At 68.2% G+C, this 13833-nt stretch carries 12 protein-coding genes and 1 riboswitch; of the genes, 4 read left to right on the top strand and 8 right to left on the bottom strand.

From position 1 onward, the window contains the following. Positions 1–21 precede the first annotated feature (21 nt). A complete protein-coding gene (locus BM297_RS06915; RefSeq protein WP_092429627.1) occupies positions 22–1428 on the bottom strand; it encodes an adenosylmethionine--8-amino-7-oxononanoate transaminase in 1407 nt (468 codons plus the stop codon). Between the two features lie 202 nt (positions 1429–1630). Here BM297_RS06915 and BM297_RS06910 point away from each other — a divergent pair, with 202 nt between their 5' ends. The 3 genes from BM297_RS06910 to BM297_RS21790 all read left to right on the top strand — a co-directional run bounded on the left by BM297_RS06910 (position 1631) and on the right by BM297_RS21790 (position 3541). Continuing rightward, complete coding sequence (locus tag BM297_RS06910) at positions 1631–2185, top strand: cytochrome b (RefSeq protein WP_092429625.1); 555 nt, start codon at positions 1631–1633, stop codon at positions 2183–2185. Between the two features lie 26 nt (positions 2186–2211). Further along, positions 2212–2787: a YceI family protein gene (locus tag BM297_RS06905; protein ID WP_092429623.1), complete on the top strand. Its 576-nt coding sequence runs from the start codon at positions 2212–2214 to the stop codon at positions 2785–2787. Positions 2788–2902: 115 nt separating this feature from the next. Further along, positions 2903–3541, top strand: coding sequence for a potassium channel family protein (locus BM297_RS21790; RefSeq protein WP_175526612.1), 639 nt, complete (start codon positions 2903–2905; stop codon positions 3539–3541). Positions 3542–3599: 58 nt separating this feature from the next. Here BM297_RS21790 and BM297_RS06895 read toward each other — a convergent pair whose 3' ends face one another. The 3 genes from BM297_RS06895 to BM297_RS06885 form a co-directional block, all read right to left on the bottom strand. Then, complete coding sequence (locus BM297_RS06895; protein WP_092429621.1) at positions 3600–5546, bottom strand: RNA helicase RhlE2; 1947 nt, start codon at positions 5544–5546, stop codon at positions 3600–3602. A 200-nt stretch (positions 5547–5746) separates the two neighbouring features. Further along, positions 5747–6592 carry a methylenetetrahydrofolate reductase [NAD(P)H] gene (metF, locus tag BM297_RS06890; RefSeq protein ID WP_092429619.1) on the bottom strand — a complete coding sequence of 282 codons (846 nt, stop codon included), beginning with the start codon at positions 6590–6592 and terminating at the stop codon, positions 5747–5749. Positions 6593–6731: 139 nt separating this feature from the next. Continuing rightward, positions 6732–8138 (bottom strand): adenosylhomocysteinase, encoded by a 1407-nt coding sequence (locus BM297_RS06885; RefSeq protein ID WP_092429617.1) that lies wholly within the window; start codon positions 8136–8138, stop codon positions 6732–6734. 8 nt (positions 8139–8146) lie between these two features. Next, positions 8147–8270: riboswitch (S-adenosyl-L-homocysteine riboswitch) on the bottom strand. A 206-nt stretch (positions 8271–8476) separates the two neighbouring features. On the opposite strand from BM297_RS06885, the gene BM297_RS06880 reads away from it, so the two are divergent. Beyond that, a complete protein-coding gene (locus BM297_RS06880; RefSeq protein WP_092429615.1) occupies positions 8477–8923 on the top strand; it encodes a c-type cytochrome in 447 nt (148 codons plus the stop codon). Here BM297_RS06880 and ligB read toward each other — a convergent pair. From ligB to dctP, 4 genes are all read right to left on the bottom strand, one after another. After that, entirely contained in the window at positions 8920–10617 is a 1698-nt protein-coding gene (gene ligB, locus BM297_RS06875; RefSeq protein ID WP_092429613.1) for an NAD-dependent DNA ligase LigB, read from the bottom strand. The genes BM297_RS06880 and ligB overlap by 4 nt on opposite strands. A gap of 174 nt (positions 10618–10791) precedes the next feature. Beyond that, a complete protein-coding gene (gene dctM / locus BM297_RS06870; protein ID WP_092429611.1) occupies positions 10792–12075 on the bottom strand; it encodes a C4-dicarboxylate TRAP transporter large permease protein DctM in 1284 nt (427 codons plus the stop codon). Beyond that, positions 12072–12704, bottom strand: coding sequence for a TRAP transporter small permease (locus BM297_RS06865; protein ID WP_092429609.1), 633 nt, complete (start codon positions 12702–12704; stop codon positions 12072–12074). Before BM297_RS06865 ends, dctM begins: the two co-directional genes overlap by 4 nt. A gap of 102 nt (positions 12705–12806) precedes the next feature. Then, a complete protein-coding gene (dctP, locus tag BM297_RS06860) occupies positions 12807–13814 on the bottom strand; it encodes a C4-dicarboxylate TRAP substrate-binding protein DctP (protein WP_092429607.1) in 1008 nt (335 codons plus the stop codon). Positions 13815–13833 lie beyond the last annotated feature (19 nt).

Here is a 13833-nt window from a genome sequence, read left to right as displayed (position 1 = left end):
CCCGCCCGGTCGGCTGCGCCGCTATCCGGGATCGCGGAACTCGGCCGGCGCGCCGGTCGGCACCGCCACGCTGACCCGCGCGCGGGTGGCCAGGTCGATACCCTCGGTGGCCACCTCGGCGAGGAAGTCGATCTGCTCGGGGGTGATCACGTAGGGCGGCAGGAAATACACCACGCTGCCCAGCGGGCGCAGCAGGGCGCCGCGGCGCAGCGCGTGCTGGTAGACCGCCATGCCGCGACGTTGCTGCCACGGGTAGGGCGTCTTGGCGGCCTTGTCCTCGACCATCTCGATGGCCAGGGCCATGCCGGTCTGACGCACCTCGGCGACATGCGGATGTTCCCTGAGGTGCGCGGTGGCGCTGGCCATGCGCGCGCTGAGCGCCCGGTTGGCCTCGATCACGTTGTCCTCGGCGAAGATGTCCAGGGTCGCCAGGGCTGCGGCGCAGGCCAGCGGGTTGCCGGTGTAGGTGTGCGAGTGGAGGAAGGCGCGCAGGGTGGCATAGTCGGCGTAGAAGGCCTGGTACACGCTGTCGGTGGTCAGCACCGCGGCCATCGGCAGATAGCCGCCGGTCAGCGCCTTGGACAGGCAGAGGAAGTCCGGGGTGATGCCGGCCTGCTCGCAGGCGAACAGCGTGCCGGTGCGGCCGAAGCCGACGGCGATCTCGTCGGCGATCAGATGCACCTGGTAACGGTCGCAGGCCTCGCGCAGCAGGGTGAGGTAGATGGGGTGGTACATGCGCATGCCGCCGGCGCCCTGGATCAGCGGCTCGACGATCACCGCGGCGATCTCGCCGTGATGATCGGCCAGGGTCTGCTCCATGTGGGCGAACATGGTCCGCGAATGCGCCTCCCAGCTCACTCCCTCGGGGCGGTGGTAGCAGTCAGGGCTTTGCACCTTGAAGGTGTCCAGCAGCAGCGGCTTGTAGGTGTCGGTGAACAGTGCCACGTCGCCCACCGACATCGCCGCCACGGTCTCGCCGTGGTAGCTGTTGGTCAGGGTGACGAAGCGCTTCTTGGTTTCATGGCCGCAGTTGCGCCAGTAGTGGAAGCTCATCTTCAGCGCCACCTCGATGCCCGAGGAGCCGTTGTCGGCGTAGAACACCCGCTCGAGGCCCGGCGGGGTGATCGCCACCAGGCGCTCGGACAGCTCGATCACCGGCTGATGGCTGAAGCCGGCGAGCATCACGTGCTCGAGCTGGTCGACCTGCGCCTTGATCCGCGCGCCGATGCGCGGATTGGCATGGCCGAACACGTTGACCCACCAGGAGCTGACCGCGTCGAGGTAGCGCTTGCCGTCGAAGTCCTCCAGCCACACGCCTTCGCCTCGGCGGATCGGGATCAGCGGCAGCTGCTCGTGATCCTTCATCTGCGTGCAGGGGTGCCAGAGCACGGCAAGGTCGCGCTCCATCCATTGCTGGTTGCGGCTCATCGGCGGCGCTCCTCGGGCGGGTCGGGCAGGGCGCACAGTGTAGCCGCTGGCGCGGCGCGATGGACAACCCGGGGCGTGTGCGGTCAGCGGCTGCAGGTGTTCACCGATCAATATTTTGAATCCTTATCACCGAGAATTTCCGCTTTGTATCGATGTATTTGTTGTTAGTCTTGCCGCCATGGTTTTAACGGGAACCCTTCTCATGCAGTGGCGCAATTCTGCCCGGCGTTACGGGCTGTTCAGCATTGTTTTGCACTGGGGCGTGGCCCTGGCGGTGTTCGGCCTGTTCGGCCTCGGCTTGTGGATGGTCGGTCTCGACTACTACAGCAGCTGGTATCGCCGCGCCCCCGACCTGCACAAGGGCGTGGGCATCCTGCTGCTGCTCGCCATGCTGCTGCGCCTGCTCTGGCGCTTCGTCAGCCCGCCACCGCCGGCGCTGAGCAACTACAGCGCAATGACCCGGCGCGGTGCGGCGCTGGTGCACGGCCTGCTCTACCTCGGCCTGTTTGCCCTGATGTTCTCCGGCTACCTGATCTCCACCGCCGACGGCCGCGCCATCGAAGTGTTCGGCTGGTTCAGCGTGCCGGCGACCCTGAGCGGCCTGGAGGGCCAGGAAGACATCGCCGGTGTCGTCCACCTGTGGCTGGCCTGGGGTCTGGTCGGCCTGGCCGTGCTGCACGCGCTGGCCGCCCTCAAGCACCACTTCATCGACCGCGACGCGACGCTGAGCCGCATGCTCGGCCGCGAACGCGACTGACCCTGCAACTGAAACGGAGTCTATCCATGCTGAAAAAATCCCTGCTGGCGCTGAGCCTCGGTTCCCTGCTGTTCGGTGCCCAGGCCATGGCCGCCGAGTACAAGATCGACAAGGAAGGCCAGCACGCCTTCGTCAACTTCAAGATCAGCCACCTCGGCTACAGCTGGCTGTACGGCACCTTCAACGACTTCGACGGCGCCTTCAGCTTCGACGCCGCCAAGCCCGAGGAGAGCAAGGTGCAGGTCGAGCTGAAGACCGCCAGCGTCGACTCCAACCATGCCGAGCGCGACAAGCACCTGCGCAGCGCCGACTTCCTCAACGTCGCCAAGCACCCGACCGCGAGCTTCGCCTCCACCGGCGTGAAGTCCACCGGCGAAGGCACCGCCGACATCAGCGGCAACCTGACCCTCAACGGCGTGACCAAGCCGGTGGTGATCGCCGCCAAGTTCATCGGTGAAGGCCAGGACCCGTGGGGCGGCTACCGCGCCGGCTTCGAGGGCAGCACCAAGCTCAAGCTGAAGGACTTCGACATCGAGAAGGATCTCGGCCCGGCCTCCTCGGAAGTCGAGCTGATCATCTCGGTGGAAGGCGTGCGTCAGTAAGCCACCCCGCGTCAGCCGAACGCCGCCCCTTGGGGCGGCGTTCGCGTTTCTGCCGACTGGACGGCGCTGGACGCCTTCTGCAGACTCGCTGCCTGTCATTGCCTGGATCGCCCGTGTGAACGACATCCTGCTGCGCTACCGCTTCCGCCTGCTGCTGGTCGCCAGTGGCCTGCTGACCTTGGTGATGGGCTGGCCCGCGCCGCCGCTGTGGCTGGAGTGGGGCTGCCTGCTCGGCCTGGTGCTGGCCGGGATCAACACCCTGCGCCACAAGCGCCTGTTCCAGCAGCTGGCGCTGTGGATCGGCGGGATCAACCTGCTGCTGCTCGGCCTCGACCAACTGATCGTGCTGCCGCAGGCGCTGAGCGACGGTCTGGGCCTGATCGTCTTCTACCTGCTGCTCTGCGCCACCCTGTTCCACCGTGTTACCGGCGAGCGACCGGTGACCAAGGAACTGCTCTACGGCCTGTGCGCGCTGTACCTGCAGCTGGGGCTGGCCTTTGCCTTCGCCTATCAGGTGGTCAGCGGCCTGGTGCCGGGGGCGTTCAACAGCGTGGACAAGCTGCTGCTGGACGACTTCGTCTACTACAGCCTGGCGACCCTGACCACGGTCGGCTACGGCGACATCCACGCCATCGCGCCGGCAGCGCGCCTGCTGGCTGGTACCGAGGCGGTGATGGGGGTGATGTTCATCGCCCTGCTGGTGGCGCGCAGCCTGGCGCTGATGCACGAAGAAGAGGACGAGGAGGAGCTGTAGCGCGCCATGCGGACAGCAAAACGCCGACCCTGGGGTCGGCGTTTTGCGTTGCGGCGGCTTACTTGTTGCGGGTCAGCAGGGCCGGCTTCTCGCTGCGCGCGCGGTTTTCCTGCTCGAGCTGCTCGAGCTGCTCGGCGGTCGGCAGGCGGTCGCTGCGCGACGGCTTGTGCACGATCACTGGCTGGCTGTCGCGGGGGCTGCGCACGGCGGCAGGTTCGCGCAGGGCCGGCTCGCGCAGCAGGCTGTCGCGCGAGCGCTGGCCGATGTCGCGGGGCGCACGGCCCTTGCCGCCGGCGCTGTTCTGCCGTCCGCCGGCTGGCTTGCCCGCATTGCTGCGCGGGGCTGCCGCGGCCGGACGGGCGCCTGCCGTGGCCGGCTTGGCGGCGCTGGCGCCAGTACCTGCACCCGCCGGACGGCGGCCGCGGCTCTGGTTCTTGCCCTGGTAGGGGCTGACGTACTCGACGCTGTTGCCGAAGTTGTCGTACTCGTCGTCGAGGAAGGCTTCCGGGTCGCGGTCGGGACGGGTCGGCAGCGGCAGCTCACCGGGGGCCAGCTGGATGGCCGCCGGCTTGGGCCCGCGGCGCTCGCTGCGGCCCGGCTCCTGGCTCTGGCCGCCACGGCGATTGCGCGACTTGTCGCCACCCTGCTCGGCGGCAGCGGCGCTGCGTGCCGGGCGCTCGCCGCGCGGCTTGCTGGCGCTCTGCTCGCCGCGCGCCGGCTGGGCGGGCTTGTCGGCCTTGGCCTTGTCGGCGCGCGGGCGCTCCTTGCGCTCGTTGGGCAGGTCCTTGCGGCCACGGCCGTGGGTCGGACGCGGCGGACGCTCGTCGCTGTCGGCCGGGCCGCTGTCGACCACCTGGCTGGGGTCGAAGCCCATCAGGTCGCCTTCGGGGATGCGCTGCTTGGTCAGGCGCTCGATGGCCTTGAGCAGCTTGTCCTCGTCCGGCGACACCAGCGAAACCGCCTCGCCGCTGCGCCCGGCCCGGCCGGTACGGCCGATGCGGTGGACGTAGTCTTCCTCGACGTTGGGCAGCTCGTAGTTGACCACGTGCGGCAGCTGGTCGATGTCCAGGCCGCGGGCGGCGATGTCGGTGGCCACCAGGATGCGCACTTCATTGGCCTTGAAGTCGGCCAGCGCCTTGGTGCGCGCGTTCTGGCTCTTGTTACCGTGGATCGCGGCGGCCGGCAGGCCCTGCTTGCACAGGTACTCGGCCAGGCGGTTGGCCCCGTGCTTGGTCCGGGTGAACACCAGCACCTGCTCCCAGGCGCCGACGGTCACCAGGTGGGCGAGCAGGGCACGCTTCTGGGTGGCGCCGATGCGGAACATGCGCTGCTCGATGCGCTCCACCGTGGTGTTCGGCGGGGTGACCTCGATGCGCTCGGGGTTGTGCAGCAGCTTGCCGGCGAGGTCGGTGATGTCCTTGGAGAAGGTCGCCGAGAACAGCAGGTTCTGCCGCTTGCTCGGCAGCTTGGCGAGCACCTTCTTGACGTCGTGGATGAAGCCCATGTCGAGCATGCGGTCGGCTTCGTCGAGGACGAGGATTTCCACGTGGCCGAGGTCGATGGCCTTCTGGTTGGCCAGGTCGAGCAGGCGGCCGGGGCAGGCGACCAGCACGTCGATGCCCTTGGCCAGGGCCTGGACCTGCGGGTTCATGCCGACCCCGCCGAAGATGCAGGCGCTTTTCAGCGGCAGGTCGCGGGCGTACAGCTTGAAGCTGTCGTGCACCTGGGCGGCCAGTTCGCGGGTCGGGGTCAGCACCAGCACGCGCGGCTGTTTCGGCGCATGGCGGTGTTCGCGGTCGGGATGGCCGTTGGGGAACAGCAGTTCGAGGACCGGCAGGGCGAAGCCGCCGGTCTTGCCGGTGCCGGTCTGCGCGGCGACCATCAGGTCGCGGCCCTGCAGGGCGGCGGGAATGGCGCGTTGCTGCACCGGAGTGGGCTGGGTGTAGCCGGCGGCCTCGAGGGCGCGAGCCAGGGCCTCGGAGAGACCGAGGGAAGTAAAGGACATGCGGGGTTCCTGTTTCATGTCGGCAACCCGCCGACTCGGGGGGGATCGGCCCGGCAGTTGGCCGGTGGATCCCGCGCGCATCATCATCGACTGCGAACAGGGCGCAGGTCAGACCTGCGCCCCCGCCCGACGGCCACCGCCCTGCGCTGGGTGGTGGTCTGGACGGAGGTCCGTAGCATTGTGAGCCGCAAGGCTCGACCTCAGCGTGGCAGCTTGAGGTTGTTCCAGATCGCCAGGCTTGGTTCGGCCTGGTTCAGGGTGTAGAAGTGCAGCCCGGGGGCACCGCCGGCGAGGAGCTTCTCGCACATCTCGGTCACCACCTGCTCGCCGAAGGCCTGGATGCTCTCCAGATCGTCGCCGTAGGCTTCCAGCTGCTTGCGAATCCAGCGCGGCAGCTCGGCGCCGCAGGCGTCGGAGAAGCGGGCCAGCTTGCTGTAGTTGGTGATCGGCATGATACCCGGGACGATCGGGATTTTGACACCCAGTTTGCGCACGCGTTCCACAAAATAGAAGTAGCAGTCGGCGTTGAAGAAGTACTGGGTGATCGCGCTGTCTGCGCCGGCCTGGACCTTGCGCACGAAGTTGAGCAGATCATCCTCGAAACTGCGCGCCTGCGGGTGCACTTCCGGATAGGCGGCAACCTCGATGTGGAAATGCTCGCCGGTTTCGCTGCGGATGAACTCCACCAGCTCGTTGGCGTAGCGCAGCTCGCCGCTGGCCATGCCCATGCCCGAGGGCAGGTCACCGCGCAGGGCGACGATGCGCTTGATCCCCGCGTTCTGGTACAGGTTGAGCAGCTCGCCCAGCTCGGCCTTGCTGTCGCCGACGCAGGACAGGTGCGGCGCGGTCGGCACCTTCACCTCGCCGTCCAGCTGCAGCACGGTGTGCAGGGTGCGGTCGCGGGTCGAGCCGCCGGCCCCGTAGGTGCAGGAGAAGAAGTCGGGGTTGTAGCCGGCCAGTTGGCGGGCCACGGTCATCAGTTTTTCGTGCCCGGCTTCGGTCTTGGTGGGGAAGAACTCGAAGCTGTAGCGGCGTTCCTGGGACATGGAATGGATCCTTGAGCGTAGGGTGGGTCAGCCGCCACGCGGCGTAACCCGCCAGGGATGCCGGTCGGCATCCGCATTGCCGGCCTGGCGGCCGGTCGGTGGGTTGCGGCCTGCGGCCGAACCCACCCTACGGGGCGTATCAGTAACGATAGCTGTCCGGCTTGAACGGGCCGTCGACGGTCACGCCGATGTACTCGGCCTGCTTGCCGGTCAGGCGGGTGACCACGCCACCGAAGCCCTTGACCATCTCCAGCGCCACTTCCTCGTCGAGCTTCTTGGGCAGCAGTTCGACGCTGATGCGCGCGGCCTTCTCGCTGGCCGGCAGGTCGGCGAAACGCGCGCCGTACAGGTGGATCTGCGCCAGCACCTGGTTGGCGAAGGAGCCGTCCATGATCCGGCTCGGGTGGCCGGTGGCGTTGCCCAGGTTCACCAGGCGGCCTTCGGACAGCAGGATCAGGTAGTCGTCGTTGTGCGCGTCGAAGCCGTCCTTGCCGGTGCGGTGGATCTTGTGCACCTGCGGCTTGACCTCTTCCCAGGCCCAGTTGGCGCGCATGAAGGCGGTGTCGATCTCGTTGTCGAAGTGGCCGATGTTGCACACCACGGCGCGCTTCTTCAGCGCCTTGAGCATGCCGGCGTCGCAGACGTTGACGTTGCCGGTGGTGGTGACGATCAGGTCGATCTTGCCCAGCAGGGTGCGGTCGATGCTGGCTTCGCTGCCGTCGTTCTCGCCGTTGATGTACGGGGAAACCAGCTCGAAGCCGTCCATGCACGCCTGCATGGCGCAGATCGGGTCGATCTCGGAGACCTTGACGATCATGCCTTCCTGGCGCAGCGACTGGGCCGAGCCCTTGCCCACGTCGCCGTAGCCGATCACCAGGGCCTGCTTGCCGGACAGCAGGTGGTCGGTGCCGCGCTTGATGGCGTCGTTCAGGCTGTGACGGCAGCCGTACTTGTTGTCGTTCTTGCTCTTGGTCACCGCGTCGTTGACGTTGATCGCCGGGACTTTCAGGCTGCCGGCCTTGAGCATGTCGAGCAGGCGGTGCACGCCGGTGGTGGTTTCCTCGGTCACGCCGTGGATCTTGTCCAGCATCGCCGGGAAGCGCTCGTGGAGGATCTGGGTCAGGTCACCGCCGTCGTCCAGCACCATGTTGGCGTCCCACGGCTGGCCGTCCTTGAGGATGGTCTGCTCGATGCACCACTCGTACTCCTCCTCGGTCTCGCCCTTCCAGGCGAACACCGGGATGCCGGCGGCGGCGATGGCCGCGGCGGCCTGGTCCTGGGTGGAGAAGATGTTGCAGGACGACCAGCGCACTTCGGCGCCGAGGGCGACCAGGGTCTCGATCAGCACCGCGGTCTGGATGGTCATGTGGATGCAGCCGAGGATCTTCGCGCCGGCCAGCGGCTGTTGGGCCGCGTACTTGTGGCGCAAGCCCATCAGGGCCGGCATCTCGGACTCGGCGATGATGATCTCGCGACGGCCCCAAGCGGCCAGTTCAATGTCGGCAACCTTGTAATCGGCAAAAGCAGCGCTCATGCGTATCTCCATTCGTGATCTGCGAATGGGCGCCGTTGAAGTCAGGAACGGCTGCGCAGTGCAGGCCGTGGCGACAGCCCGTCCGAGCCTGACAGGTGGCCGGTGCGACGACCGGGATGACCTGCTGCAGCGCCCCTCGGACGGGAGGCGGGTGCGGCCGTGGGCCGCAAAGCGTGACGATTATAGCGGTGCGCGGCGCGACGCCCAAGTTTTCCGTGTGCGCCACCCCCGGCGGCGGCTGGCGGGGCCGCCGGGCGGCGTGCGGCAACCCGCCCCGTCCGGCGGGCTTGGCCCGCGCCGGCGATGCGCGGATACTGTCGCGCGTTTCCGCCTACGAACCACGAGTTGCCATGATTGCCCGAAACCTGTTGTTGCTGGCCCTGTGCGGCCTGACCCTGAGCGCCTGCGACCGCGTCGACCCCAACTCGCCGCTGGGCCAGCGCCAGGCGCTGTTCAAGCAGATGCTCAACACCAGCGAGGATCTCGGCGGCATGCTGCGCGGGCGCCTCAGCTTCGACGAGAAGCGCTTTGCCGAGGGCGCGGTCAAGCTCGACCAGCTGTCGCGTCAGCCCTGGCAGCACTTCCCGCAGGTGCGCGAGGAGAACAGCAGTGCCCGCGACGAGGTCTGGCAGCGCCAGGAGCGCTTCGACCAGCTGGCCCGCGACCTCGAGGCGAGCACCGCGGCGCTGGTCGCCGCCAGCGCCCAGACGCCGCTCAAGGCCAAGGCGCTGGCCGCGCCGGTCGACCGCGTGGAGAAGGCCTGCAAGGCCTGTCACGAGGAATTCCGCGTCTACTAGAACCCCGCCACTCCGGCGCTCTGCAGCCGGCTGCGCAACGCGCCGACCTCGGGGTGGGCGAAGAACGCCTGCAGCTGACGGGCCTGACGGCGGCTGGCGCCGGCGCCCAGCCAGTCGGCCTCGCTGCGCGTCGCCAGGCTCCGCCAGTCCTCGGCCAGTCGGGCGCTGCCGCTGGGCGGCAGGCCGAGCGCCCTGAGCCAGCGCGCGAACGGTCGCTGACGGGCCGCCTGCAGGTTGCGCCACACCGTCGCCGCGCGCTGCGCGCCGAAGCCGGGCAGGGCGCCCAGCTGCGCCTCGTCCAGCGTCAGCCAGTCGAGCAGCCCATGCAGCTGGCCGCTGTCCTGCAGGGTCTGCCAGGTGCCTGGGCCGATGCTGTCCAGCGCCAGACCCTCGCGGCCGCTCAGCCAGACCAGGCGGGCGTGGAACTGCCCGGCGCAGCCGGCTTCCCTGGCCTGCCAGCAGCTCAGCGGGTGATGGCGCGCCGGATCCGGCACCTGCAGCGGCGCGCGCTCGCCGGCCTGCCAGACCACCCCGTCCAGGCGCGGAATGCTCAGCCCGGCTAGGCGCACCGCCACCTGGTCGCCGGGGCGGATGTCCAGCTGCCGCCAGCGCTTGAGCGAGCCGGCGCTGACCCGGGCGATGCGCCGGTCGTCCAGCTGCAGCGGCTGCAGATGCAGCAGCGGGGTGATCCGCCCGCGGCGGCCGATGCGAAACTCCACGCTGCGCACCTCGGCCAGCGCCTGCTCGGCTGGATACTTCCAGGCCACCGCCCAGTGCGGCGGCGCCGCCTGCCAGCGCGCGGCCGGCGGCCGCTGGCCGTGGCGGATGACGATGCCGTCGCTGGCGAACGGCAGCGGCTGGCGATACCAGTGCTCGCGCCAGGCGGCGATGTCGTCGGCATGCTGCACGGCGCGGGTGTAGTCCGGGCTGTCGAAGCCGAGGCGGCGCAGGCCGTCCAGGCGCTCGTGCATGTCCGCCGGCCCCTGCGGCCAGTCCCAGACGAACAGGCCGATGCGGCTGGCGTCCTCGGCGCTCAGCGTCTGGCGGGCCAGCAGGCCGGCGACCCTGCCGCGCGCGCCGACGCCGCCGGCCTCGGCCTGCACATGGCCGGGCAGGCGCCAGTACAGCTCGCCCTGCAGCACCAGGCGGCCGCGACCGCTGGCCAGGGTGGCGGGGATCGCGGCGATCTGCCGCGCGTTGGCCGTCCAGTCCTGGCCGTGACGCCCGTCGCCGCGGCTGATCGCCTGCACCAGCGTGCCATCCTGATAGACCAGGCTGACCGCCACGCCGTCGACCTTGGGTTGCACCCACAGGTCGCCCTGCCCGGCGATCCAGGCCTCCACCGCGGCGGCATCGTCGAGCTTGTCCAGGCCGGTGTGCGCCAGCGGATGGGCCACGGGACCGGCGGCCGCGGCCAGGGCATCCGGCAGGCGGGCGGCAGCCGGGAAGCAGCGGTTCCATTGCGCCAGGCGGGCGCGCGCCTGGTCGTAGAGCGCGTCGGCGACCAGCGACTGGCCGTCGCGGTGATAGGCGCTATCCCACCGGGCGATTTGTGTGGCGAGGGTGTGCAGTTCACGCTCGGCACGAGCGGGAGACCAGTCCGGGCAGCGATCGGCCAGGCTGGCGGTGCAGTGCAGGAGGAGGGGCAGGGCCAGGGCGGCGCCGTGCAGCGCGCGCAGGAGGCGGCGAGGCATTAGGTGAGCGTCCTTGCTCGAGGGAGATCGGAGCTTAGGGAGATTGTCGGCGGAGCCGCGTGATGGCCGTCACAGCCACGGCAATTGCCGCGACACCTCGACAGCTTTGCGCCGGCAAAAAAAGACCCGGCAGAGCCGGGTCAAACGCCTTTCAAGCAAAACAGCCAAACAGGATCAGCTCATCCCCAGCCAGTTGGGCAGGGCCAGCGACACCGCCGGGATGTAGGTGATGATCACCAGGAAGCCGATCAGCATCATCAACCACGGCATGGCGGCGCGGATCACCGCGCTGACCGGCATGCCGGTGACCGCCGAGGTGACAAACAGGTTGAGGCCGACCGGTGGGGTGATCAGGCCGATCTCCATGTTCACCACCATGATGATGCCGAGGTGGATCGGGTCGATGCCCAGCTGCACGGCGATCGGGAACAGGATCGGCGCGAGGATCAGGATGATCGCCGAGGGCTCCATGAAGGCGCCGGCGATCAGCAGCACGATGTTCACCACCAGCAGGAACATCCACGGCGACAGGCCCATCTCGATCACCCAGGCGGTGATGGTCTGCGGGATCTGCTCGGTGGTCAGCACGTGGGCGAACAGCATGGCGTTGGCGATGATGAACATCAGCATGATGCTCAGCTTGCCCGACTCGAGGATCACCTTCGGGCACTCGCGGAAGCTCATGTCCTTGTAGACGAACAGCGCGATGCAGCCGGAGTAGACCGCCGCCACCGCCGCCGCCTCGGTGGGGGTGAACATGCCCGAGTAGATGCCGCCGAGGATGATCACCATCAGCAGCAGGCCCCAGATCGCCTTGCGCGCGGCGGACAGCCACTCGCGGAAGGAGGCGCGCGGCAGTGCCGGCAGGTTCTTCTTCACCGCGATGATGTAGATCGCCGTCATCAGCACCACGCCGAGCAGGATGCCCGGCACCACGCCGGCCATGAACAGCTTGCCGACCGAGGTCTCGGTGGCGGCGGCGTACACCACCATCACCACCGACGGCGGGATGAGGATGCCCAGGGTGCCGGCGTTGCAGACGATGCCGGCGCCGAACGCCTGCGGGTAGCCGGAGCGCACCATGCCGGCGATGGCGATCGAGCCGACCGCGGCCACGGTGGCCGGGCTGGAGCCGGAGAGGGCGGCGAACAGCATGCAGGCCAGCACCGCGCCGATGGCCAGGCCACCCCGGATGTGGCCGACGCAGGCGTTGGCGAAATCGATCAGCCGGCGGGCCACGCCGCCGGTGGTCATGAAGGCGCCGGCGAGCAGGAAGAACGGAATCGCCAGCAGGGTGTAGTGCTCGGAGGTCTCGAACAGCTTGATCGCCAGCGAGCGCACCGAGTCCGGGCTGAACAGCATGATGGTGACCGAGCCGGCCAGACCCAGCGACACGGCGATCGGCACGCCGATGAACATCAGCACGAACAGGGCGAGGAACAGGAACAGGATGGTCATTTGACGTGCTCCTCGTGCTCGGTCAGCTTGACCGCTTCGGCAGCCTCGTCGGCCAGACCCAGGCCGGTCTGCTCGTTGCGCAGGATGCGCACGAAGATTTCCAGGAAACGGATGAACACCATGGCGAAGCCCAGTGGCACGATCATGGCGATGTGCCACTGCTTGACGCCGAAGTGGCCGAGGTCCTCGGCACCGATGGCGGCGACGAACAGGGTCTGCGCCCACTCGAAGCTGGCCGCGCTGAGCAGGCCGGCGTAGCCCAGGCAGGCCAGGCAGCCGATCAGGCCGATGATGCGCTGCACCGGCTTGCTGGCCAGCTTGACCAGCGCGTCGACGCCGATGTGGCCGGCGGTGCGCACGCCATAGGCCAGGCCGAAGAAGATCAGCCAGGCAAACAGCGCCTTGGTCAGCGCGTTGCTCCAGGTCATCGCCTGGGCCAGGTCGAGAATGGCGTCGCCGATGGCGAAGAACAGCTCGCTGGCACCCTCGAAGCGGTCACCCAGGTTGTAGAACAGCGTGTACAGGTTGTTGAGGATGACGTAGACGAACGTCACCAGGGTCATGGCCGTCAGCAGGAAGACGATGAAGCCTTCCTCGAAGCGATCCCAGACCAGGCGCAAGGCGTTCATGGCAGGTATCTCCAGTGGAAAGAGCAACGGGGCGGGCGTCGTGCAGCTCTGTGGCTGTCGGCGGCGCCCGCCCCGCGGGCGAATCAATCGCTCGGGTGAAGCTTAGTTGGCGCTGTTGGCGGCTTCGGCGGCCTTGATCAGGTCGGTGCCGATCTCGCCTTCGAACTTCTTCCACACCGGCTTCATCGCGTCACGCCACTTGGCGCGCTGCTCGTCGGTCAGGGTGATGATCTCGGTGGTCTTGGCGTCGAGGATGCGCTGCTTGTCGCCCTGGTTGAGGGCCTCGGCCTGCTTGTTCACCTCGATGCTGACCTCGTCCATGATCTTGCGCAGTTCGCCGCGCACGTCTTCCGGCAGGCCGTTCCAGAACTTGGTGTTGGTGATCACCATGTAGTCGAGCAGGCCATGGTTGGACTCGGTGATGTACTTCTGCACCTCGTGCATCTTCTGCGAGTAGATGTTCGAGTAGGGGTTCTCGGCACCGTTGACCACGCCGGTCTGCAGGCCCTGGTAGACCTCGGCGAAGCTCATCTTGCGCGGGTTGGCGCGCACTGCCTTGAACTGCTCCTCGAGCACCTGCGAGGCCTGCACGCGGAACTTCAGGCCGCGGGCGTCCTTGGGCTCGTACAGCGGCTTGTTGGCCGACAGCTGCTTGAGACCGTTGTGCCAGTAGCCCAGGCCGGTGATGCCCTTGTCTTCCATCGAGCTCAGCAGGCCCTGGCCGGCGGGGCTGGCCTGGAAGCGGTCGACCGCGGCCATGTCGTCGAACAGGAACGGCAGGTCGAAGATCTGCACGCCCTTGGAGTAGTGCTCGAACTTGGCCAGCGACGGGGCAATGATGTGCACGTCGCCGAGCAGCAGCGCTTCCATTTCCTTGCCGTCACCGAACAGCGAGGAGTTCGGATAGACCTCGACCTTGACCTTGCCAGCCAGGCGCTCCTCGGCGAGCTGCTTGAACAGCAGGGCACCCTGGCCCTTGGGGGTGTGCTCGGCCACCACGTGGGAGAACTTGATCACGATCGGGGCGGTCGCAGACTCGGCGGCCTGGGCCAGGCCGGCGATGGTGAGCGAGAGGGCACAGGCGAGTGCCTTGGCAGTCAGCTTGAACATGCGGGTAGATCCTCGTTGT

Origin of the sequence: Geopseudomonas sagittaria (genome assembly GCF_900115715.1) — a bacterium.
GTDB classification, from domain to species: Bacteria; Pseudomonadota; Gammaproteobacteria; order Pseudomonadales; family Pseudomonadaceae; genus Geopseudomonas; species Geopseudomonas sagittaria.
The sequence above is the reverse complement of the archived record's forward strand: the minus strand, read 5'-3'. Positions and strand labels throughout refer to the sequence as shown.

Bases quoted from the DNA above. Each gene is read 5' to 3' on its own strand.
- dctP (WP_092429607.1), bottom strand. From the start codon at position 13,814: ATGTTCAAGCTGACTGCCAAGGCACTCGCCTGTGCCCTCTCGCTCACC.
- metF (WP_092429619.1), bottom strand. From the start codon at position 6,592: ATGTCCCAGGAACGCCGCTACAGCTTCGAGTTCTTCCCCACCAAGACC.
- ligB (WP_092429613.1), bottom strand. From the start codon at position 10,617: ATGCCTCGCCGCCTCCTGCGCGCGCTGCACGGCGCCGCCCTGGCCCTG.
- BM297_RS06895 (WP_092429621.1), bottom strand. From the start codon at position 5,546: ATGTCCTTTACTTCCCTCGGTCTCTCCGAGGCCCTGGCTCGCGCCCTC.
- BM297_RS06865 (WP_092429609.1), bottom strand. From the start codon at position 12,704: ATGAACGCCTTGCGCCTGGTCTGGGATCGCTTCGAGGAAGGCTTCATC.
- dctM (WP_092429611.1), bottom strand. From the start codon at position 12,075: ATGACCATCCTGTTCCTGTTCCTCGCCCTGTTCGTGCTGATGTTCATC.
- BM297_RS06880 (WP_092429615.1), top strand. From the start codon at position 8,477: ATGATTGCCCGAAACCTGTTGTTGCTGGCCCTGTGCGGCCTGACCCTG.
- BM297_RS06910 (WP_092429625.1), top strand. From the start codon at position 1,631: ATGCAGTGGCGCAATTCTGCCCGGCGTTACGGGCTGTTCAGCATTGTT.
- BM297_RS06915 (WP_092429627.1), bottom strand. From the start codon at position 1,428: ATGAGCCGCAACCAGCAATGGATGGAGCGCGACCTTGCCGTGCTCTGG.
- BM297_RS06885 (WP_092429617.1), bottom strand. From the start codon at position 8,138: ATGGAGATACGCATGAGCGCTGCTTTTGCCGATTACAAGGTTGCCGAC.
- BM297_RS06905 (WP_092429623.1), top strand. From the start codon at position 2,212: ATGCTGAAAAAATCCCTGCTGGCGCTGAGCCTCGGTTCCCTGCTGTTC.